At 54.8% G+C, this 20820-nt stretch carries 20 protein-coding genes; 10 read left to right on the plus strand and 10 right to left on the minus strand.

The window, feature by feature from the left end; all coding sequences use genetic code 11:
- The first annotated feature begins 61 nt into the window (after positions 1 to 61).
- The gene (locus QMZ30_RS01680; RefSeq protein ID WP_283226103.1) at positions 62 to 1003 is read left to right on the plus strand and encodes a D-2-hydroxyacid dehydrogenase; all 942 of its coding nucleotides are present in this window, start codon (positions 62 to 64) and stop codon (positions 1001 to 1003) included.
- A 4-nt stretch (positions 1004 to 1007) separates the two neighbouring features.
- Here QMZ30_RS01680 and glsB read toward each other — a convergent pair whose 3' ends face one another.
- Positions 1008 to 1931, minus strand: coding sequence for a glutaminase B (gene glsB, locus QMZ30_RS01685; RefSeq protein WP_283226104.1), 924 nt, complete (start codon positions 1929 to 1931; stop codon positions 1008 to 1010).
- Positions 1932 to 2193: 262 nt separating this feature from the next.
- Here glsB and QMZ30_RS01690 point away from each other — a divergent pair, with 262 nt between their 5' ends.
- Both QMZ30_RS01690 and clcA read left to right on the plus strand, forming a co-directional pair.
- Positions 2194 to 2541 (plus strand): cupin domain-containing protein, encoded by a 348-nt coding sequence (locus QMZ30_RS01690; RefSeq protein WP_283226105.1) that lies wholly within the window; start codon positions 2194 to 2196, stop codon positions 2539 to 2541.
- 100 nt (positions 2542 to 2641) lie between these two features.
- Positions 2642 to 4039 (plus strand): H(+)/Cl(-) exchange transporter ClcA, encoded by a 1398-nt coding sequence (clcA, locus tag QMZ30_RS01695; RefSeq protein WP_502921461.1) that lies wholly within the window; start codon positions 2642 to 2644, stop codon positions 4037 to 4039.
- Here clcA and QMZ30_RS01700 read toward each other — a convergent pair.
- Positions 4036 to 5229, minus strand: coding sequence for an L-talarate/galactarate dehydratase (locus QMZ30_RS01700; protein ID WP_058973902.1), 1194 nt, complete (start codon positions 5227 to 5229; stop codon positions 4036 to 4038). The two genes, clcA and QMZ30_RS01700, sit on opposite strands and share 4 nt — an antisense overlap.
- 202 nt (positions 5230 to 5431) lie before the next feature.
- On the opposite strand from QMZ30_RS01700, the gene QMZ30_RS01705 reads away from it, so the two are divergent.
- Complete coding sequence (locus QMZ30_RS01705) at positions 5432 to 6445, plus strand: LacI family DNA-binding transcriptional regulator (protein ID WP_283226106.1); 1014 nt, start codon at positions 5432 to 5434, stop codon at positions 6443 to 6445.
- Positions 6446 to 6539: 94 nt separating this feature from the next.
- On the plus strand, positions 6540 to 7004 hold the full coding sequence (locus QMZ30_RS01710; protein WP_283226107.1) for a heme-degrading domain-containing protein: 465 nt from the start codon (positions 6540 to 6542) through the stop codon (positions 7002 to 7004).
- Positions 7005 to 7048: 44 nt separating this feature from the next.
- Here QMZ30_RS01710 and QMZ30_RS01715 read toward each other — a convergent pair whose 3' ends face one another.
- From QMZ30_RS01715 to QMZ30_RS01735, 5 genes are all read right to left on the minus strand, one after another.
- Positions 7049 to 8362: a cytochrome c gene (locus QMZ30_RS01715; protein WP_283226108.1), complete on the minus strand. Its 1314-nt coding sequence runs from the start codon at positions 8360 to 8362 to the stop codon at positions 7049 to 7051.
- A gap of 2 nt (positions 8363 to 8364) precedes the next feature.
- A complete protein-coding gene (locus QMZ30_RS01720; protein ID WP_283226109.1) occupies positions 8365 to 10134 on the minus strand; it encodes a GMC family oxidoreductase in 1770 nt (589 codons plus the stop codon).
- A gap of 18 nt (positions 10135 to 10152) precedes the next feature.
- Positions 10153 to 10881 carry a gluconate 2-dehydrogenase subunit 3 family protein gene (locus tag QMZ30_RS01725; RefSeq protein ID WP_283226110.1) on the minus strand — a complete coding sequence of 243 codons (729 nt, stop codon included), beginning with the start codon at positions 10879 to 10881 and terminating at the stop codon, positions 10153 to 10155.
- Positions 10882 to 11133: 252 nt separating this feature from the next.
- Positions 11134 to 11958, minus strand: a complete 825-nt coding sequence (locus tag QMZ30_RS01730) for a sugar phosphate isomerase/epimerase family protein (protein ID WP_283226111.1) — start codon at positions 11956 to 11958, stop codon at positions 11134 to 11136.
- A 17-nt stretch (positions 11959 to 11975) separates the two neighbouring features.
- A complete protein-coding gene (locus QMZ30_RS01735) occupies positions 11976 to 12989 on the minus strand; it encodes a LacI family DNA-binding transcriptional regulator (RefSeq protein ID WP_283226112.1) in 1014 nt (337 codons plus the stop codon).
- Between the two features lie 444 nt (positions 12990 to 13433).
- Between QMZ30_RS01735 and QMZ30_RS01740 the strand changes: the two genes are divergently transcribed.
- The 3 genes from QMZ30_RS01740 (at position 13434) to QMZ30_RS01750 (ending at position 15978) form a co-directional block, all read left to right on the plus strand.
- Entirely contained in the window at positions 13434 to 14612 is a 1179-nt protein-coding gene (locus tag QMZ30_RS01740; protein WP_283226113.1) for a Gfo/Idh/MocA family protein, read from the plus strand.
- Positions 14613 to 14620: 8 nt separating this feature from the next.
- Positions 14621 to 15562, plus strand: a complete 942-nt coding sequence (locus QMZ30_RS01745; protein ID WP_283226114.1) for a sugar phosphate isomerase/epimerase family protein — start codon at positions 14621 to 14623, stop codon at positions 15560 to 15562.
- 65 nt (positions 15563 to 15627) lie between these two features.
- Positions 15628 to 15978: an ArsR/SmtB family transcription factor gene (locus QMZ30_RS01750; RefSeq protein WP_283226115.1), complete on the plus strand. Its 351-nt coding sequence runs from the start codon at positions 15628 to 15630 to the stop codon at positions 15976 to 15978.
- Here the strand turns inward: QMZ30_RS01750 and QMZ30_RS01755 are convergent.
- Complete coding sequence (locus tag QMZ30_RS01755) at positions 15960 to 16802, minus strand: MBL fold metallo-hydrolase (protein WP_283226310.1); 843 nt, start codon at positions 16800 to 16802, stop codon at positions 15960 to 15962. The genes QMZ30_RS01750 and QMZ30_RS01755 overlap by 19 nt on opposite strands.
- A 131-nt stretch (positions 16803 to 16933) precedes the next feature.
- Between QMZ30_RS01755 and QMZ30_RS01760 the strand changes: the two genes are divergently transcribed.
- Together QMZ30_RS01760 and sfnG are read left to right on the plus strand one after the other, a co-directional pair.
- Complete coding sequence (locus QMZ30_RS01760; protein WP_283226116.1) at positions 16934 to 17806, plus strand: LysR family transcriptional regulator; 873 nt, start codon at positions 16934 to 16936, stop codon at positions 17804 to 17806.
- Between the two features lie 208 nt (positions 17807 to 18014).
- Positions 18015 to 19103, plus strand: a complete 1089-nt coding sequence (gene sfnG / locus QMZ30_RS01765) for a dimethylsulfone monooxygenase SfnG (protein ID WP_283226117.1) — start codon at positions 18015 to 18017, stop codon at positions 19101 to 19103.
- Positions 19104 to 19105: 2 nt separating this feature from the next.
- On the opposite strand, the gene QMZ30_RS01770 is transcribed toward sfnG, so the two are convergent.
- Positions 19106 to 20296 carry a CynX/NimT family MFS transporter gene (locus QMZ30_RS01770; RefSeq protein ID WP_283226118.1) on the minus strand — a complete coding sequence of 397 codons (1191 nt, stop codon included), beginning with the start codon at positions 20294 to 20296 and terminating at the stop codon, positions 19106 to 19108.
- Positions 20297 to 20444: 148 nt separating this feature from the next.
- Entirely contained in the window at positions 20445 to 20633 is a 189-nt protein-coding gene (locus QMZ30_RS01775) for a type II toxin-antitoxin system CcdA family antitoxin (protein ID WP_283226119.1), read from the minus strand.
- Between the last annotated feature and the right edge of the window lie 187 nt (positions 20634 to 20820).

The raw sequence follows: 20820 nt of genomic DNA on the forward strand, positions 1-20820 counted from the left end.
GCATTTGTTAACCTTAATGCAACCTGATGAGAACAGTACGGAAACAATAAACGGAGACGCGATGAAGATAGTGATGCTGGATGGCGACACCTTGCCGCAACCCCCTGCACGTCCTGAATGGTGTACGGAATGGAGCTTTCGTGGTACCACTCAGCCCGATGAGATTGTTGCGGCGCTGCGCGGCGCGCACATCGCCATAACAAATAAAGTCCCCCTGCGTGCGGAGACACTGCGGCAGTTGCCTGACTTGCGCTACATCTGCGTGGCGGCCACCGGTTATGATTGTATCGATTTAGAGGCCTGCCGCGAGCAGGGTATTGTGGTCAGCAATGTGCCGGGTTACTCCACGCGCAGTGTGGCCGAAGGCGTCATTGCTGCGCTGTTTGCGCTACGTCGTCAGTTAATGGATTACGCCACGAGTACGCGCAGTGTCTGGCCCGCTTCATCGCACTTCTGCGTACATCGCCAACCGATTCAGGATATCTTCGGTGCCACCTTAGGGGTGGTCGGCAAGGGGGATATCGGCAGTGCCGTGGGGACAATGGCGCAAGCGTTGGGCATGACGGTGTTGTATGCCGATCGCAAGGGCAGCACCAAGTCGCGCCCGAATTATGTGCCGTTTGAAGAGGTGCTGGCGCGCAGTGATGTGTTAACGCTGCACTGTCCGTTAACGCCACAAACCCAACAGCTGATTAATCTGCACGCGTTAGCGCAGATGAAGCCCTCCGCCTTATTGATTAACACTGCACGTGGTGGACTTATCAATGAATCCGAGTTGGCGCATGCGTTGCGCCAGGGTGTGATTGCAGGGGCCGCGCTGGATGTGTTAACCCGTGAGCCACCGCCAGCAGACCATCCTTTGTTGCAACCCGATGTGCCCAATCTGCTGCTGACACCGCACATTGCCTGGGCCAGCCAGCAGGGTGTGGCAAACCTGCTGCGCGGTATTGAGGGAAATCTTGCCGCCTTTGCCGCCGGTGAGGCGCGTCACGTGGTGAGTTGAGCGCTTAAAAAATCGATCGGCCAAGCCGCTCTGTGAGTTTTTCCAGCAGGGCGGTGCCCGCCAGCGAGTTACCGGAATTGTCCAGTGCGGGTGACCAGACGGCGATGCTCATTTCCCCTGGGATCACCGCCACAATACCGCCACCCACGCCTGACTTCGCGGGCATCCCCACGCGCCAGGCAAATTCGCCTGCGCCATCATACATACCGCTGGTCATCATCAAGGCATTCACCTGTCGCGCCTGACGGGGTGAAATCACTGCCCATTCGTCCTGCTGGCTACGACCGTGATTGGCGAGATAGAGGAAGGTTTGCGCCAGTTCTTCACAACTCATCGCCAGCGAGCAGTAGTGGAAATAGGTCTCCATCACTTTGCTGACGTCGTTATGGAAGTTGCCGAAAGACTTCATTAGCCAGGCAATGGCCGCGTTGCGGGCTGAGTGTTCATACTCCGAGCGTGCGACCACCCGATCGTAATGGATGTCATTTTGCTGGGCCAGACGACGCACAATTTCCAGCATGCGTTGGCGAGGGGCGGTTAAACGACTCTCCAGCAAATCACACATCACCAGCGCCCCCGCATTGATAAACGGATTACGCGGTTTGCCTTGCTCCAGTTCAAGCTGCACCAGTGAGTTGAACGCCTGACCTGAAGGCTCTTTGCCTACCCGTTGCCAGATTTCGGCATCTTCATACAGAGTCAGTGCCACGGTCAGCGACAACACTTTAGAGATCGACTGGATGGAAAACCGCGTTGAGGCATCGCCGGCCTGAAAACGCTGGCCGTCAGAGGTGACGATCGCGATGCCAAGTTGATCGGCTTCGACTCCCGCCAGTGCAGGAATGTAGTCGGCAACTTTTCCCTGACGCGTTAACGGTCTAACTTCGTCAACGATCTCTTCCAGTAATCCATTAGTGAGTTCTGACACCTTGATGCTCCGGGGGATAATGTTGTCGTTTGAGGAGAATCGCCAATCATTTCATTTTGGTCGCCATGCATGGCGACACGACAAAGACTTCGTGCGATTTTCGTAGGATGCGCATTGATGCGCACCAGTCAACGTATCATGCAGGCCAGGATCATGGTGTTTTGCCTGTTGCGCGTCAACGGGCGGCGCAAAAATCTGTGAGGTTTCCGGGTGAAGCCTGCGTTACAGTGCCAATATCCTGCACACAACAGCGAGCCAACTCATGATCAGCCATCTCCTGCGCGATTTTCCGGCAGCAGCGCAAAACGGCACAGCCGAGACCTTTGAAAGCCTGTTGTCGCAGCCGGGTTTACGCATTGAACGTATTGTCTCCACCGGACAGGCCAGCCCGCCGGATTTTTGGTATTGCCAGACGCAAGGCGAATGGGTGTTGGTTTTGCAGGGCGCGGCCGGTTTGCAGTTGGAAGGGGAGAGCGAAGAGCGCACGCTGTACCCTGGCGACTGCGTGAATATTCCGCCCCAATGTCGCCATCGCGTTAACTGGACCGACAGCGGCGGGCCGACGGTCTGGCTGGCGGTGCATTACGGTGAGATCTCAGATCAACCGTAAAATTCTGTTGCTAATGATTGCGTTACGCTGCCGTCGGCTTTGGCTATGCTGACGGTTTTCCGTCGCGGGATGCGCGGCGCTGAAGTTATTGAGGATCTGCATGTCTGTTTCACACAATGCCACTCAGCCTGATAATGGGATGCGTGCCGGGCGCTTTATGCTGCTGCAAAAGCTGCTGCGCCGTGACAAAACGCCAGTGGCCTTATTATTGCTGGCTGCGTTGGTGGGTGTACTTACCGGGTTGGTGGGTGTTGCCTTCGATCGCGCAGTCAATTTCATCCTGCATCTGCGCCTCGATTGGCTGGACGATGCCATCAGCAACCCGTTGTTAGGTGTGATTTCTGCCTTTATCACGGCGGCGCTGTTAGGTGCCGTGGGCTACTATCTGGTGCGTCGCTTTGCGCCGGAAGCGGGCGGATCGGGCATTCCCGAGATCGAAGGCGCGCTGGAAGAGTTGCGCCCGGTGCGCTGGTGGCGCGTGCTGCCAGTGAAATTTATTGGCGGCCTTGGCGCGCTGGGTTCCGGCATGGTGCTGGGGCGCGAGGGTCCGACAGTGCAAATTGGTGGCAACATCGGCGGCATGTGTCTGGATCTGTTCCGGGTCAAATCGTCAGAGTCACGTCACACGTTGCTGGCCACTGGCGCGGCGGCGGGTTTGTCCGCCGCCTTCAACGCGCCGCTGGCGGGTATTCTCTTTATTATTGAAGAGATGCGTCCGCAGTTTCGCTACAGCTTAATCTCGATAAAAGCGGTGTTTGTCGGCGTGATTGTGTCGAGCATCGTCTTTCGGGTGTGTAATGGTAATGAAGCCATTATCAACATCGGCCAGTTGCGCGATGCGCCTACCAATACGCTGTGGCTCTACCTGCTGCTCGGGGTGCTGTTTGGCGGTTGCGGTGTGGCATTCAACCGAATGATTTTCCTCGCGCAGGATCAGTTCCAGCGTCTGCACCAAGGCCGCATTGCATCTTGGGTGATGTGGGGCAGTGTGCTGGCGGGTTTATGCGGCGTATTGGGGTATTTTCTACCTCACGCGGTGAGCGGCGGTACCACGCTGATTCCTGATTTTGCCTCCGGACACTTTGGTGCGCTGGCGTTGTTCGGGCTGTTTGCACTGCGCACGTTGGTCACTATCTGCTGCTTTTCCTCGGGTGCGCCCGGTGGCATTTTCGCCCCAATGCTGACGCTGGGCACGCTGCTCGGCACCTGTTTTGGTCAGCTGTGTATGCACTGGTTCCCGGACTATCAGTTGGAAGCCGCCACCTTTGCGGTGGCGGGGATGGGGGCATTGTTTGCGGCCTCGGTGCGCGCTCCGCTGACGGGTATTGTTTTGGTGCTGGAGATGACCAACAACTATCAACTTATCCTGCCGATGATCATCACCTGTCTTGGTGCTACCCTGGCGGCACAATTATTTGGTGGCAAACCGCTTTATTCGTCTATTCTGGCGCGCACGCTTGCCAAAGCACAGCTGAGCGCCCACGCCAAAAGTCCTTAAGGACGCTTGCCCACGCTGTGGGTCAGCGTGGTCCATCGGCGTGCCTGTTCGCTCAGGCTGAAGCCCAAACCGTGGCGGTCGGAGATCAGCATCCGACCGTCACGCAGTTCCAGCTGTTCGTTAAACAGCGGGTTGAGCCACTCAAAGTGTTCAAGCCAGGGCTCAATGGGATAGGCAGCGGCCAGGTGTATGTGGATCTCCATCGCGAAGTGAGGCGCCAGTTTGCGTCCGTGGCGGGCTGCTAAATCCATAATCTGCAGGAACGGCGTAATGCCCCCGACGCGCGGCGCATCCGGCTGCACAAAGTCACTGGCGTTGCCCAGAATTAACTGCTCATGTTCACGGAAACTGGTCAGCATCTCACCGGTGGCGATTGGCGTGTCCAGCGCGGCCGTTAACGCAGCATGGCCTTCGACGTCATAGGCATCCAGCGGTTCTTCAATCCAGATCAGGTTAAACTGCTCCATTTTACGTCCCATACGAATCGCTGTTTCACGATCCCATTGCTGATTGGCATCAACCATTAGCGGGAAGTCATCCCCCAGCGTCTGACGTACCGCCGTCAGGCGTCGCAAATCTTCCGCGGTGTTGGGTTGGCCGACTTTGAGTTTGATACCGCCAATGCCGTTTTCCCGCGAAATCGCCACGTTGTTGATGACCTGATCCAGCGGGGTATGCAGGAAACCGCCCGAGGTGTTGTAGCACTGCACCGAATCACGATGCGCGCCCAGTAGCTTGGCCAGAGGCAATTTGGCGCGCCGTGCTTTCATATCCCACAGCGCAATATCGAAAGGTGATATCGCCTGTACCGCCATGCCGCTGCGGCCCACTGAGGCACCTGCCCACAGCAGTTTGGTGTAAATCTTGTCGATGTCGTTAGGATCTTCGCCGATCAGCGCGTCCGCAATTTCACAGGCATGCGCATAAATACCCTGACCACCCGCGCGCTTTGAATAGCTGAAGCCGATGCCCTGGAATCCGTCACGCGTTTCGATCTCCGCCACGATGATCGCCACTTCCGTGAGCGGCTTTTGGCGCCCGGTCAGCACTTTGGCATCACTCACTGGCGTTGCCAGCGGCAAAAATGCCAGCGACAGATTGACCCAAACGATACGGTCACCGCTTTCGGTGGCGTTGCCCGCGCCTTGAGATTTGGCATAGCTGACGGCACTGGAATTCACACTCGACATGACGTTCTCCTGTAAATGATTGCGCTAACATTTATCTTCGAAGCAGACTATGCGCCACTAAGCAGAATCATTAATGCCTTATCGATCACAAAATCGGCAATCGGTTATGAATAATGATAGCCCTAACATTTGTGGACATATGCGCTGGATTTGCCACCGCGGCCTGCTATGCTAGCGCTATCTGTTTGCATCCTGAGCCGCCATGAAACAACGCAATCCTGAGCGCAACACTGCGCCCACGCTGGAAGATGTCGCTCGCGTCGCGGGTATCTCGCCGATGACGGTGAGCCGTGCCCTCAACTCCCCGCAGCAGGTACGCCCGGCGACCGTCGCGAAAGTGAAGGCCGCCATCAGCGCGACAGGTTACATCCCCAACGCACAAGCGGGCAGTCTCGCCAGCAACCGCAGTCGCCTGATTGCGGTGGTGGTACCGCAAATCAACAACAATATGTTCGTTGATACCATTCAGAGCCTGAACGATACGTTGAGCGCGCGCGGCTATCACATGCTGTTGTGCGTGACCGGTTATGAGGCGGAAACGGAAGCCGAAACCGTCTCCACGCTGCTGTCCCGTCGACCGGATGGCATAGTTCTTACCGGTATTCATCACAGCACGCAGCTGAAAAAAGTGCTGTTGCAGGCCAGTGTGCCGGTGGTGGAAATATGGGATATGACGCCGACGCCCATCGATATGCTGGTGGGTTTTTCCCATGAGAAAATTGGCGCAAGCGTGGCGGAGTACCTCGCTGAACGGGGTTATCAAAAGCCAGGTTTGATATGGACGGATGACCGTCGCGCACTGCAGCGTAAACAGGGTCTGGTGGATGCGCTTGCCAGACGCAACCTTGCACCTTGCGCGGATGTGCCCGTCGCATTGCCGGCACTGATGGCGCGTGGCCGTGAAGCGACTGTACAACTGCTGGATAGCCATCCTGAGGTTGACGTGTTGGTATGCAGTTCAGATACGCTGGCACAGGGAGCACTGATGGCGGCGCAGGCTCGCGGTTTAAATATTCCACAACAGCTTGCGGTGATTGGTTTTGGCGATCTCGATTTCGCCGCAGCGAATTTCCCCTCCATCTCTACTGTACGTATTGATCGTCAGCGTATGGGCGAACTGGCGGCAGATCAGTTGTTAAAGCGTCTACAAAATCAAGTGGTAGACAATCCGATTATCGATATGGGGTTTACCATGGTGCCGCGTGATTCCGGCTAACCCAGGCTGAACTGCGATCCTCATCACTTTCGGAAAATATCTTCCATGTTATAAAAAGTGGAAGATAAATTTCATTTTTGAGAGGAAGCTATCAATGTCAGCACTGCCTTCGTTAGAAACCCTGTTGCAGCAAGAAGCTGAGCACCGTTTACCGCAGTTTGATTTCGATTTGGCATGGCAAATTGGACAAAGCCTGCGCGACCGCGGACGTGAAATGAATGCACCAATCGCTATTGAGGTTTATGCGTTTGGCCAGGTGCTGTTTCTGGCGGCCTTGCCCGGATCGGCCCCTGAAAACCTGGAGTGGATGCGTCGCAAGCGTAATACCGTGCTGCTGACCGGTCATTCGTCGATGTACGTTGGGTTCGCTAATGAGCAGAAGGGTGAGCGTATGGCACAGCAGCGTAATATTCGCCAAGAAGATTACACCGATCACGGCGGTTCATTCCCGCTGCTCAGCCCACAAGGCGCGATTATTGGTGCGGTCAGTATCAGTGGTTTGCCGTCCGAAGACGACCACGCGTTAGCGTTGTGGGGGATTACTCAGCTATTACGCTGATCTCTCAACTTGTAGGAGCGGCCCTTGGGCCGCCCGCTTTAACGCTATTTCATCGTCGGCACCTGCAATTTTTCTCCTGCATGAGTCGCTTTGCGCAGCGTGGCAACATCGCTGGCTTTCACCTCGGCAGCCTGGTTGCCCCAGGAATTCCGCACATAGTTGAGCACATCAGCCATCTCCTGATCGTTTAACTTCCATGAAAACGCAGGCATCCCGGCAGCCGTTGGGCGTCCTTCAGTATAGGGCGCGCGGGCGCCGTCCAACAGTGCGTGGATCATATTGGTAGGATCGTTCTGCATCGCGGTGTTACCGGCAAAAGCGGGTACCATCCCGGTGATTCCTTCGCCCGACAAGCCGTGGCAGGCTGAACAATCCACTTCGTAACGCAGCGCGGCCTGATCATGCCTTGCCTTCTCCATCACAAACACAGTGGGTTGGGCGGTCGGAGAGGCGGGCAAGCTACGCAGATAGGTGGCAATCGCTTTCAGATCCTGATCGTTGAAATACTGCGTTGAGTGTTCAACCGCTTCCGCCATGGGACCGGCAGCAACGCTCTCGCCATTGGAGCCGGTTTTCAGGTAATCGGCGATCTGCTCATCGCTCCATTTACCAATGCCCGCATGGGGGTTGGTTGAGATATCCGGCGCATACCAGGTGCCAAGGTTGCCGCCTTGCAGATACTGGCTGCTGATCTCGCCACCCAGTGCATTGCGCGCGGTATGGCAAACGCTGCAGTGCGCGGGGCCGTCAACGATATACTTACCGCGATTCCACTCATCGTTTTGCGCCGTTTGCGGTTTGAAGGCGCGGTTATCGAAGAACAGCAGGTTCCAGCCCGCCATCGCCAGTCGAATATTGTACGGAAAGTGCATGCCCGCATTTTCGTCGATGGCGTTCTTCACCGGTTTCTGCGCGGAGAAATAGGCCCAGAGATCGTGCATGTCGGCATCGCTCATCTGGGTATAGGCGGTGTAGGGCATCGCCGGATAAAGGAATCCGTGCTCGCCGCGCCCTTGGCGGACTGCATTGAAGAAGTCGCGCTCGGTCATATTACCGATGCCGGTTTCGCGGTCAGGAGAAATGTTGGAGGTTTGCAGAGCGCCAAACGGGGTATCGATTTTGTAGCCGCCGGAGAAGTCCGCGTTATGGCACGCGGCGCAATCCGCCAGTCGCATCACATACTCACCGCGTTTGATCGCGTCGGTATCACTGCTGTGAAAATCGGCCAGTTTAACCCGGTCATCCGCCACATTTGAACGTGAGCTGTCCATTACCACCCACATTCTGCCGGTCACGCCGATGGCGGCCACCACCGCTAACGCAGCGAGGGTATAAGTGATCTTTTTTGCCTTCGCCATGATTATGCTCCCACCAGCGGTGCCGGATTGTGAATGTACTTCTGGTGGATGGCTTGCGCGGCACGTACCGCCAGCGCGCCGACCGTGACCGTTGGGTTATAGCCGCCGTTGTTGGGGAATGCCGACGCCCCAACCACAAACAGGTTGTGTGCATCCCAGCTTTGCAGATACGGGTTGAGTGCCGAAGTACTGCGGTCGGCCCCCATCACCGCACCGCCAATGGTGTGCGAACTGTGCTGCATATAGGGGTTCCAGCTCTTCTCCGCCTGGTTGTCGACCACCAAATGCTGGCCGCCCACCTCTTTCATGATGTCGATGGCGCGATCGGTAACGAATTTCGCCATGCGCTGATCATTCTGGTTCCAGTCAAACGTCAGGCGCAGCAGGGGCTGGCCGTGGCGATCTTTATAGTTGGGATCGAGGTCAAGGTAAGCTTCACGCATTGGCATCGACGTGCCCTGGCAGAAGATGGTCCCGGCGGTTTGGTAATCACGGGCATAACCGGCTTTCCACTCGCTGCCCCAGCGCTTGGTGCCGGGACGCAGGCCGTTCATGTTCTGAATCGGACGTCCATTGGTGGAGAAGCCCATAATGCCCGCGCCGCCGATGAAATCGAGGTCGCTGTGATCGAAATTATCCCCGTTGAAGTCATCGATCTGCACCGCCAACGCACCGCCGCCGATAAACGGATTCATGTATTCGTTATCGAAGAAACCGGTGACGCTGGAACAGGTTTGATAGTTGTAGTTACGCCCAATAGTGCCACGGCCAGTCAGCGGATCGTATTGCTCACCCACGCCCGAAAGCAGCATCAGGCGCACGTTGTCCATCTGGTAAGCGGTGAAGCACACCACATCAGCAGGCTGAAAACCTTCAACGCCATCCTGAGTGACAAACTTCACACCTGTCACCGTTTTGCCATCTTCGTGTTTCACCGCGTGCAGCACTTCTGTTTCTGTCAGCAGCGTGAAGTTTGGGCGGCGCATCAGTACCGGTAAAATGCAGGCCTGTGGTGACGATTTGGAGAAGTTGCCGCAGCCGTGGAAATCGCAGAATCCGCAGTAGGTGCAGGGTCCCATGCTGACGCCCAGCGGATTGACGTATGCCTGCGACAGATTACCCGCTGGCACCGTAAAGGGGTTGTAGCCCATGCGCTCGGTGGTTTTGCGGTACTTGCTCATCCAGTGCGTATCTTTCAGCGGCGGGGTGGGGTAGTCACGTTGACGTTCGCCTTCGAACACGTTGCCACCCGCGCGTTTCTCGCCTTTAAGGTTGCCTGCGTAGCCAGAGGTGCCAGCAATACGCTCGAAACGATCGTAGTACGGCTCCATCTCGTCATAGGTCACACCCCAGTCTTGCAGTTGCAAGCCCGCCATTTTCTTCGCGCCGTAGCGTTCACGCGTCTGGGTCGCCACTTCAAAATCCCAGGGGGTAAAGCGCCACGACATGCCCGCCCAGTGGGTGCCTGCGCCCCCCACGTTCCAGCCAAACTGGTACGCCGACCAGTTACGTACCGGTGCGGCAAGCTGATCGCTGCGATTGCGGAAGGTGGTGGTTTCGACGCTCATCGGCTGCAGAATTTTGCGGCGCGTGTGGAAACGCAGTTCATCGGCATCAATCGCCACCGGGAAATCGGTTGAGGTGTCACGCCATGCGCCCCGCTCAATGCCGACCACGTTCAGTCCCGCGCGGGTCAACTCTTCGGCCATCACTGAACCGGCCCAACCCATACCAACGATAACCACGTCAGCTTTATTTCTAACTAATGACATTGACTCAGCTCCGGGTAATTAATCGTTGGGGATCAGACTGACGGGAATAAGTGCGAGGTTTTCATTCCGACGCTCAATATAAGGGCGATAGTCATAGCGTGCGCCAGGGAAGCCGATCATTTTCCAGCCCGCCATGTTTTTATTGCCGCCATAAATCGGGTCCGCTAAATATCCTTCACGCGCGTTTTGCAGCATTAATTCAAAAAAGGCCTGGCTATTCACTTCCGTGCCTAAATCGATTTTTCCGGCTTCCATGTTTGTCAGAAAATCATCTACCTGGTCGGCATTTAAGTGATGGAATGACGATTGATGATTTTTCTGTGCCCAGTTTTCCAGTGCTTGAAGTCCAGTTAAATAGCGTTGTTTAGGCGCGGAGAGAAATTGCGGGCTGCCCATGATTTTCTCTTCATTTTCTGGATGCAACGGCCCTTGCAAATAGAGTGCGGCACCTGAGCCGTAATCACCGGCTAGCTGGTTATCGAGAAACTGAATACAACCCGCTTCGGTGGCGGACGGGCCAAGCTTATCGGCAGGGATCAAACGATCAAAAATGGCTTGCAGATTTTGGCGATCCAATGGGTTAGTGAGCACCTGATAACCCTCTTGCCACGCCGGTTGTGGCAGATGGTCGGCACTGAGCTGAGTTTCCAGCGGTACATTGTGTAACTCTTTGGCGCGCAGTTGCGGTGCCACGGCGAGTGACGCAACAATGCCGCTGAGCGAAAAGAGCGCTTCTCTTCGGTTCATACTTCTTTCCCTACAACAGATGAATGTTATTACAGAGCACGACGTTCCGGGCATTCAGACACTGAAATGCCGCGCGCGATATCGCGCGCAGCCGTTCACGACGAATCCGCGTTCGTTATTATTTATTTTCAGAAGGTATTGAAAAAGCGTGAGCGCGCACTGTTAATCAATACGCGATTCCGCAGGCTGGAGTATTCCCGCCATTGCCAATTGTCTTCACGGAAAACCCGTTATTCGGGTCTCCTTTATTTTTTAATAGATATATTTTTTCATGTCATCAATGCTGTGACGCGCGATATCCCAGAGATCATCTTCCCAGTTGCGAGGACTTAATAACTCAGGGGACCAGACGCCGTGATAACCGGTGGCCTTAACGGCTGCGACCCAGGCGGGAATATCCACATCACCTTCACCTGGCGCGTAGTTTCGCTGGACCCATTCGTCCCAGATTTCACCCGGATGCGCGGCCCGGCCATCACAGAAATGGACGCCGTAAATCAGATCTTTATCCATGCGCGCCACGTCATTTGGAGTGGTGCCGCCACCCGCATGCAGATGCCAAAAGTCCACCACCACGCCAAGGTTGTCTTTGCCGCTTTGTTTAATCAAATCCAAAGCATGTTGCAGTGAGTTGAAGGCGGTGAAGGCCACCACCTCAATCTGGAATTTGATGCCGTGAGGTTTACCGATATCGGCAATGGCGGAGATATTGTCCAGGAGAATGGCATCACGTGCGGCGTCTGGCAGATGATCCAATTCGGTGAGCGCCATGATTTGCACCACCGGACAGTGCAGTTCAACCGCAGCCTGCACCACTTTTTCGGCTTCGCGCAGCATCGCCGCGCGTTCGTCAGGCTGGAAGCGCCCAATGCGTTTTAGGGCGTTGATGCAGGTGATCTCAATTTTATATTGAGCCATTAGCTCACGATACTGAGCGTAACTGCCGCCGTTATCCAAATAGCGATAAAGGTGCTCGGGCAAAATCTCCAGGCCGCTATAGCCTGTTTCATGGGCGATACGTAACTGAGTGACGGCATTGCTGTACCAGACAGAAACACCATGCAACGACAACTTCATCTCTCCTCCTTGTTACCTCACGGCTTCAGGTGAGAGCGTCGAAGGCGCAATTCTCCCTGAGACCAAACACCACCCGGAGTGGCACGTTCATCAATCAGCCGGTTGAGGGCTTCTGTGACAATTAAATCAATACGCTGGCTGAAAGTGGTCAACTGCCAGCTTGGCAAACTGGCTTCTTCGATATCATCGAAGCCCACGACCGCCATAAAGCGGTTGCCTGCGTGGTCGCGCAAAGCCGCCAGCGCACCCAACGCCAAAATGTCGTTCTCGCAAAACAACGCATCAATGCGCTGCTGCGGTGCGTGGCTGTTGAGGTAATCACACAACACTTCATAACTGCGCTCTCGCGAATACACACCGGTGGTGAGCAGCAGCTCCAGCTCAAGCCCAGCCTCTTTGAGTGCCAGCTGCAACCCATCCAGGCGTTGGGTGTGATGGCTGCTGGTGTCTGGCCCCATCATGTAGCCGATGCGGGTAAAACCTTGTGCCAGCAGCAGTTCGCCAAGCTGTTTACCGGCGCGTAAACCATCAATGTTGACCACATCGATATCCGGCTCGTCATTATTGCGGCACACCTGCACCAGCGGAATCTGGTGCATTTCGCGCGCAATGCCGATCATGTCATCGGTCAATACCGTGCCGAGAAACAGCAATCCGTCCACCTGTAGCTGGTCAGCTAAGGTCATGACCGCGCTGTGATTCTCGCCGTTGCCGATATTCAGTAACAGCGCCATATAACCACGCTGTTGCAGCTGTCGGGTCACGGTATCCAGCATCAGCATGGAGTGTGGATTTTTCAGCTCATCAATCACCACACCCATAATGTGCGTCTTTTTTTGCGACAGACTGCGTGCCAGCAGGTTAGGGCGGTAACCCAGCTCACCGGCAATTTTCAGTACCCGATCGCGCGCTTTGTCGGATATCGATGCGCCGGGCGTGAAGGCACGCGATACGGTCCATTTTGAGACGCCCGCCAGGCGTGCAACATCGCTTGCTGTGGCTTTATGGGATTTTATGGTTGGTTTACTCATAGCACCTGCGTAGGGAAAAAGCGGAGACCCCAGCATTGAACGTGAAAGCCAACTGAAAATAAACACCTAAGCGCAAGCAAATGGTGCAAATGCGATCGAATAACCCTGTTTTTGCGATGTTGCGATTATGTTTGATCTTTGCACCCGATTGCAATGATTTTTGCAATCGGGTGCAGTTTGTGAGCTTTTTGTGATCACACCCACTGATTTATGCATTTCACAATTGACTAAAACTTCGCCTTCAAAGACATTGTGCTGAATGAATGACAAGAATCATCCTTTTATCACCTTAAAACCACCCATTTTGCACTCGATGGCAACATGAATGATGAATTCGCCCGCCCTTACGGGTCATTCAGGCCATAACAATAATAAACAGAGAAACATACAGACATCTAACCTCGACCCATTTTGCACCCGGGTGCAAAATAACAGGAGTGAAATATGCTCAACGGTGAAAAAAGTATTCCTCGCCCACTGCGCTGGGCGATGATCGGCGGTGGTCGCCTGAGTCAGGTCGGGTATAAACACCGATCGGGCGCGCTGCGAGACAACACTGCCTACCAGATGGTGGCCAGCGCGTTTGATATTGATGCGGCGCGCGGACGCGAGTTCGGTGTCAATCTTGGTCTTGATCCTGAACGTTGCTATGACAATTACCAGCAACTGCTCTCAGAAGAGGCAAAACGTAGCGATGGGGTCGAAGTGGTGTCGATTGCCACCCCCAACGGCACTCATTTCGAGATCACCAAGGCGGCGCTGAATGCCGGTATTCATGTAATTTGCGAAAAGCCACTGTTCTTCACCACCGCTGAGGCACTGGAGATCAAAGCGCTGGCCGAAGCGAAAAAGCTTATTGTAGGCGTGACCTACGGCTTCTCGGGGCACCCGTTGCTGATGCAGATGCGTGCGATGATCGCCAATGGCGAAATCGGTGACGTGCGTATGGTTGAACTGCAGTACACCCATGGTTTCAGCGCCAATGACAGCGCCGACAAATTCAGTGAAGCGCAAAAATGGCGTGTTGACCCAAAAATCGCCGGGCCTTCGTTTGTCTTGGGTGATATCTCAACGCACACCTTCTACATCTCGCAATTGGTGTTGCCGCAGTTAAAGGTGAAGTCGTTGCTGTGCGATCGCCAGAGTTTCATCCCTTCGCGTGCGCCGCTGGAGGACAACGCCATGGTGCTGATGCACTACGACAACGGTGCGGTCGGGCGCATGTGGGCGTCATCAATCAATGCGGGTTCGATGGATAGCCAAAGCATTCGCGTTATCGGCTCGCGCGCCAGCCTGGAGTGGAGCGACTACAACCCGGGCGAACTGAAGTTCGAGGTGCAGGGCCAGCCGAACCAAATTATGCATCACGGCATGCCTTATCTGCACGAAAGTGCGCTGGCAGATGAGCGTCTGGGTGCGCTGCATACCGAAGGACTGGCTGAATCCTGGGCCAACATTTACCTGAAATTTGCTATTGCGATCAGTGCTACGCAGCGCGGCGATCAGTACACCCTCGATAATCTCGTTTATCCCGATATCAATGCCGGGCTGGAAGGGGTGCGCTGGATTGAAAACTGTGTGCGCTCTGCCGACAACGGTGCGAGCTGGGTTAACTATCAATAAGGACAGCCATGAAACTCTCATTTTGTACTGATAGCCTTGGGCATTTGCCGTTTGAGCAGATGCTGGATAAGTTACTGGAGCTCGGCGTATATGGCGTTGAAATGACCACCGGCGGCTGGTCATCTGCGCCGCATCTGCGCACCGAAGAGCTGTTGGCCAACGCCACACAGCGCCGTCATTTGCTGCAGGCGCTGGAAAGCCGTGGCATGTCGATTGCGGCGCTGAATGTGTCGGGTAATCCGCTCGACCCGGGTGAGCTTGGCAGCAAACATAAGCGCGATACCGACAACGCTCTGGCATTGGCCGGTGAACTGGGGGTGAAAAAGATCGTCATGATGAGCGGACTTCCACCCGCCAGCCCCAATGACACTATCCCTAACTGGATTACCTATACCGTGAGTTGGCCACCCACGCTGAAAAACTGCCTCGACTATCAGTGGAATGAGGTGGCGATCCCTTACTGGCAGGGGCTGGTGGCGCAGGCGAAAGAGAGCGGCGTGGAGAAGTTTGCGCTGGAGAATTTTAGTTCCATGCTGGTGTGGAACCCGGAAACCCTGTTCCGTCTACGTGATGCGGTGGGCGATAGCGTGGGCTTAAACCTCGATCCCAGCCACCTGTTATGGATGGGGGCCGATCCGATTGCCGCGGCGCGGGCACTGGGCCCGGCGATTCACCACTGTCACGGTAAAGATGTGCGACTGGAGCGCGGTCTGGTGAGTGTGAATGGCTTGCTGGAAACCAAACCGGTAGAGGATGTCGCCAACCGCGCCTGGAACTATGTTGCCGTGGGCTGCGGTCAGGATTTGCAGTGGTGGAAAGAGTTCTTCTCGGTGGTACGCATGATGGGCTACAACGACTGGGTATCGCTGGAGATGGAAGATCTCACCATGTCAGTGGAGGCGGGGGTGACTTCATCTATTGCCGCATTGAAACAGACGATTAGTCAGTAGAGGCTGTACATCCCGCGTTGGCTGCCTGATACTTCGTATTTATACGAACAGTTAAGAGGCAGCCAATGCTGGAAAATCACCCGCAGCGCGCGGATATTCGTCTGGAGAATGTGCTGGCGGCACTCGGTAATCCGATGCGCATGAGCGTCGTCAGCACTCTGGCTGCAGGTGGCGAATACACCTGCGGATCGTTGTTGAAAGGCGTATCCAAATCGACCTTAACCCATCACTGGCGGGTGCTACGTGACAGCGGCGTCATTTGGCAGAAACCATCAGGGCGCGAAAACTTATTGTCACTGCGCCGCGAAGATTTAGACGCACGTTTTCCTGGGCTATTGGACGCGCTTCTCACCGCTACTGCGCAAGATGGGCTGACGCGCGATACGGTTAGCGATTTTCACCGCGAAGCATCCTGAGGTATTCCACGCAAGACATAACCCGTTGTCGAGTCACCCTCAATATAGCCAAATGCCGATTCACCAAAATGCATGCCTGCCACCAAAGTCTTGTCCCGAATTACCTGCTCAACAATGGCTTTGCGCGTGGCTTCGGCCAGTATGGGATCATGGTCGAATACAATAGACACTTCGGGTCGCGCCAACTGAATGTGCGGGTAATGCACGATATCGCCCCAAATCAACACGCTCTCGTTACCAGAGTGAATCAGGTAGCCGGTATGGCCTGGCGTGTGGCCCGGCAGACTCACGGCCTGGATGTCGGGGGTAATGGCTGGCTCTTCAATCAAGCGAAGCGTTGGGCGATAAGCCTCTAACGCTCGTCGTACCAATAAGGCGTTTCTCTGCGTACGTTCATTGCCCGTATGCTGCCCATCATCCAGCCAGAATGCGGCTTCCGCCGGATGCACATAGAGTTGTGCGTTGATAAAAGCGGGTTGGCCAGCTTCATTCAATAAACCGCCGATATGATCAGGATGAGCGTGGGTGAGTAATAGGGTATCAATAGACTCCGGCGTCACCCCCAGCGCCTGCAGGTTGCGCTGCAGCTCACCGACCGCGCCTCTGCCGCTATCTATCAATATCGTGCGTCTTGCACCGCGAATTAAATAGCAGTAGATGTGAATATCACCGGGTACAGTGATGCCGGATTGCGATTGAATCTTTTCCGCTGCGGGTAGGTCAATCCCCGAGAGAAGTTCCAGGCTGGCTTGCATGGTGCCATCGCTGATGGCGGTGACCTGGTACTGCCCTACGCGCTGGGATGAAAAGGATATCGTCACAATGACCGCCTTAGTGATAATGAGAAGAGAAAAAAGGCCTGTTTAATCATCAACCTGCATGAACAATGAAATATTGCAGTGAACAAAGCGGTGTGACTATCATCATTTACGACTGAGTTGAGACCGAAATAGCTGTGGACATTAAATTACTGCGATCTTTTGCCACGGTGGCCCGGCTGGAACATGTCGGTCAGGCTGCTGAAAAACTGCATATCTCATCCTCTCCGCTGAGCAGACAGATTCAACAACTGGAGAGTGAATTAGGCGTGACGCTGTTTCATCGCGAGAAAAAGCGCTTGCGGCTGACGGAAGCGGGTCAAAAATTTTTGGATGAGGTCACGCCGTTTTTACAACACCACGAGCGTTTGAAATTATATGGGCAGAGCCTGACGCAGGCTGACGTAAGGCGTCTGGATATTGGCTATGTTGAGGCGGCAATTCACTCACGTTTGCTCCCTGAAGCCATTGCCCGGCTCAACGCGCAGAATAGTATCGACATTCATCTGCACGCGATGCGTTCGAGACAACAGTGTGAACTGCTTGAAGAGCGGGCGTTGGATGTGGCGCTGCTGTACACGCCCCCGGAGAACAATCGCCTGCTGTTGCAGAAACAAGTGCTGACGGAGCCGATCCTGTTAGCGATGCCAAAAGCGCATGCCATCGCCGTACCAACACCCGACGATTTACAGGGGCAGCGCTGGATAGCCGATCACGCGCATCTTAATCCTGCCGCTCGCGCAAAACTGCTTGCTGTGTGCCAACAGGCCGGTTTCCAGCCGAATATCACGTTGGAAGTCAGTGGGCCACTGGCAGCGTTAGCGTGCGTTGAAGCAGGGCTGGGTTTTACCTTTATCCAGCAGAGCCTGGCGGGAAGGGTGCCTGAGACGGTTTCACTGGTACTGCTGCCCTGGTTGCCACTCGAAATAGCCTTGTACGCAGTATGGCGCAAGGACGATAGCAGGCCGTTGATTCAGGCGTTTCTGCAGGCCCTTTTTGCGGCTAATTAGCCGTCGCTGTTGTAAATGCAACCATGCCGCGACAGCCGCTGCTGCATTTGCAGCGGCATTTGTCCCTGAGACTGGCACTAAACGCTGCAAAATCAACTCTCTGCTTATTCTGCAAAAATGGCACGATGGCTGCACTGAGGTTTATAGCCAAAAGATTGGACACGACAATCTTCTATTTCATTACGCTATAACTCGACAGGAGCAGCCGATGTCAGAAAAGAAACCCCTTCAGTTTGCCTATTGGGTGCCGAACGTGTCCGGGGGACTGGTGATTAGCCAGATCGAACAGCGCACACACTGGGACGCAGACTATAACCGAGAACTGGCGAAGATCGCCGAAAAGGCGGGATTTGAGTATGCCCTGACGCAGATTCGTTTTACAGCCGGATACGGAGCAGATAATCAGCATGAATCCGTGACCTTCTCGCAGGATTTGCTGAGTCACACCTCCAAACTCAAAGTGATTGCCGCGCTGTTACCGGGCCCCTGGAATCCGGTGTTAGCCGCGAAGCAAATCGCCACCATTAGCCATCTTTACGGTCCACGTATTGCGGTCAACATCGTCAGTGGCTGGTTCCGTGGCGAGTTTAAAGCGATTGGCGAGCCTTGGCTCGATCACGAAGAGCGTTATTTGCGTTCTGAAGAGTTTATCCGCTGCCTGCGCGGTATCTGGGGTGAAAGCAATTTCACTTTCGCCGGGGATTTCTATCGCTTCCGCGATTACGCCTTAAAACCGAAACCGCTGTCACCGTTGCCGGAAATCTTCCAGGGCGGCAGTTCACGTGCTGCACGTGATATGGCGGCGCGCGTTTCGGATTGGTACTTCACCAATGGCAACACACCAGACGGCGTACGACAGCAAGTCGAGGACATTCAGGCGAAAGCGTCCATCAACGGCCATCGGGTCAAAATCGGGGTAAACGGTTTTGTGATTGCCCGTGAGACCGAGCAGCAAGCGCAAGCGGTGTTACAGGAGATCATCGCTAAGGCTAATCCAGATGCGGTGAAAGGGTTCCAGCATGAGGTGAAAAATGCCGGAAGCGCCTCCCCTGAGGGAGAAGGCAACTGGGCAAAATCGTCTTTCGAGGATTTGGTGCAGTACAACGATGGCTTCAAAACCAATCTGATTGGCACCCCACAGCAGATAGCCGAGCGCATCATCGCGTTAAAACACGCGGGTGTCGATTTGCTGCTGCTGGCGTTTTTGCACTTCCATGAAGAGGTCGAGTTCTTCGGTCGTGAAGTCATTCCACGGGTGCGAGAGTTGGAACGCCAGCAGAGTCTGGTGTCAGTCTGACCTCAAATATGGCGCGCGCGGCCTGCCAATAGTGCCATTACCATCTGTACCAGGGTGATGGCCAGCAACATGAACAGCGGCAGCAACCAGTTACCGCTGGCGTCATGCAGCATGCCGAAGCAGAGTGGGCCGAGCGCCGCCAGCCCGTAGCCGACACACTGTGCCATGCCGGATAGTTTCGAGGCCTGACGATGATCTTGTGTGCGCAGATTGAACAATGACAGGCTGATTACCAGGGATGCGCCTGCGCCCAGTCCCGCCAGAATCAACCACAGCAGCGACCACGAAGGCATCAGTAACAAGCCCAGCACGGCGACAAAAATAAGCAGTGAAGCGACAAAACCAATCGCGCGCTGATCACGCAGTTTCTTCAATGCGCTCATGCAGGCGAGGTTCGAGACGATGGCAACAATCTGATAGATAAACAGCATGCCGCCGGCCTCAATCTGGCTGATGCCGTTGTCCTGCGCGAAAGGAGTGAACCAGCCAATCAGGGTGTAAAACAGCAGTGACTGGCTGGCCATAAATAACGAAACCTGCCAGCCCAGTGCCGAGCGCCAGGGCGAACGGGTCACCGGGGGTGCAGCTGCTACGTGAGGTGATGCTGTGGGTCTTTTCAGGTAAGGCAGCCAGGCGAATAGCGCGATAAACGCCGGGATTAACCACACCGCCAGCGACAAGCGCCAACCGGCTGAACTGATCTCTGCCAGTGGCACCGCAATGCCCGAGGCAATACTCGCTGAAATCCCCATCACCATGGCATACAGCCCGATATAGCGTGCCGTGTGTTCAGTGAAGTCACGTTTTATCAACGGCGGCAGTAACACGTTAGCCGCGGCGATACCCGAACTGAGAATCAGCGTGCCGGCCCACATGGCATTCTCACTGCCGGTAATACGCAGCAGGGAGCCGAGGGTAATCAGCAGCAGCGATCCCCACAAACTACGCTCCAGGCCGAAGCGATTGCCAAACCAGGCAGCAGGCGGGGCTAAGGTCGCGAACATCAGCAGCGGCAAGAAGTTAATCACCCCGGCGGCACTGGCGCTCAGTCCAAAACTCAGACGAATATTTTCCAGCACCGGTCCGGTGGCGGTAATCGGCGTGCGCAGGTTAGCAGCGGTAAGCAGCAACAGGAACAGGAAAAATCCGGTGCGTTGCAGGGCAGGGTGTGGCGTAACAGCAGTATGGGACATATTTTCGCACCATAGAAATGAGGCAGCCGACGCTGCATATGGTGCGTTGATTGACGTTAACGCTTACGCAGCCGTTCACGTTGACTGAGAGCGGGCAATACTAGCGAGGGCAAGTGGGGAAGTAAAGTTACGATTAATCACATCATTATTAAAACTTCCGATATTCATCGGAAAATAACCCAAATTTTTCTGTTATTCGATTTAATTCTCTAATCCCGTCTGCGTTAAGTTGACGAAAATGAACTTTATCAATGGTGGTGTCGAATTCGTTTGGCTCTCCATCCGACAAGGATTTTTGCACAGTAACTTCCACATCTAATTCTGAACGCTTATCCATATTAATAATCCATTAAGTTAGTGTGTAGTTGATTTTTCTCAAGATGCGTCATTCTAAGAGACTTGCAACTTTACGGCTATAAATCCATCTTCGACCTATCATACTCAAACAGTCATCCACACAGAAACCGTCATCTTCGGGCATAAATTGCTGACCGCATCCTGCTCAGCAAACCCATATCTAGAAA

Origin of the sequence: Pantoea sp. EA-12 (genome assembly GCF_030053355.1) — a bacterium.
Lineage (GTDB): Bacteria > Pseudomonadota > Gammaproteobacteria > Enterobacterales > Enterobacteriaceae > Pantoea > Pantoea vagans_C.

Coding starts and splice junctions, on each gene's coding strand:
- QMZ30_RS01680 (WP_283226103.1), top strand. CDS start 62: ATGAAGATAGTGATGCTGGATGGCGACACCTTGCCGCAACCCCCTGCA.
- QMZ30_RS01690 (WP_283226105.1), top strand. CDS start 2,194: ATGATCAGCCATCTCCTGCGCGATTTTCCGGCAGCAGCGCAAAACGGC.
- QMZ30_RS01735 (WP_283226112.1), bottom strand. CDS start 12,989: ATGAGTAAACCAACCATAAAATCCCATAAAGCCACAGCAAGCGATGTT.
- QMZ30_RS01775 (WP_283226119.1), bottom strand. CDS start 20,633: ATGGATAAGCGTTCAGAATTAGATGTGGAAGTTACTGTGCAAAAATCC.
- QMZ30_RS01745 (WP_283226114.1), top strand. CDS start 14,621: ATGAAACTCTCATTTTGTACTGATAGCCTTGGGCATTTGCCGTTTGAG.
- QMZ30_RS01725 (WP_283226110.1), bottom strand. CDS start 10,881: ATGAACCGAAGAGAAGCGCTCTTTTCGCTCAGCGGCATTGTTGCGTCA.
- QMZ30_RS01730 (WP_283226111.1), bottom strand. CDS start 11,958: ATGAAGTTGTCGTTGCATGGTGTTTCTGTCTGGTACAGCAATGCCGTC.
- QMZ30_RS01710 (WP_283226107.1), top strand. CDS start 6,540: ATGTCAGCACTGCCTTCGTTAGAAACCCTGTTGCAGCAAGAAGCTGAG.
- QMZ30_RS01740 (WP_283226113.1), top strand. CDS start 13,434: ATGCTCAACGGTGAAAAAAGTATTCCTCGCCCACTGCGCTGGGCGATG.
- sfnG (WP_283226117.1), top strand. CDS start 18,015: ATGTCAGAAAAGAAACCCCTTCAGTTTGCCTATTGGGTGCCGAACGTG.
- QMZ30_RS01705 (WP_283226106.1), top strand. CDS start 5,432: ATGAAACAACGCAATCCTGAGCGCAACACTGCGCCCACGCTGGAAGAT.
- QMZ30_RS01720 (WP_283226109.1), bottom strand. CDS start 10,134: ATGTCATTAGTTAGAAATAAAGCTGACGTGGTTATCGTTGGTATGGGT.
- clcA (WP_502921461.1), top strand. CDS start 2,642: ATGTCTGTTTCACACAATGCCACTCAGCCTGATAATGGGATGCGTGCC.
- QMZ30_RS01700 (WP_058973902.1), bottom strand. CDS start 5,229: ATGTCGAGTGTGAATTCCAGTGCCGTCAGCTATGCCAAATCTCAAGGC.
- QMZ30_RS01770 (WP_283226118.1), bottom strand. CDS start 20,296: ATGTCCCATACTGCTGTTACGCCACACCCTGCCCTGCAACGCACCGGA.
- QMZ30_RS01750 (WP_283226115.1), top strand. CDS start 15,628: ATGCTGGAAAATCACCCGCAGCGCGCGGATATTCGTCTGGAGAATGTG.
- QMZ30_RS01715 (WP_283226108.1), bottom strand. CDS start 8,362: ATGGCGAAGGCAAAAAAGATCACTTATACCCTCGCTGCGTTAGCGGTG.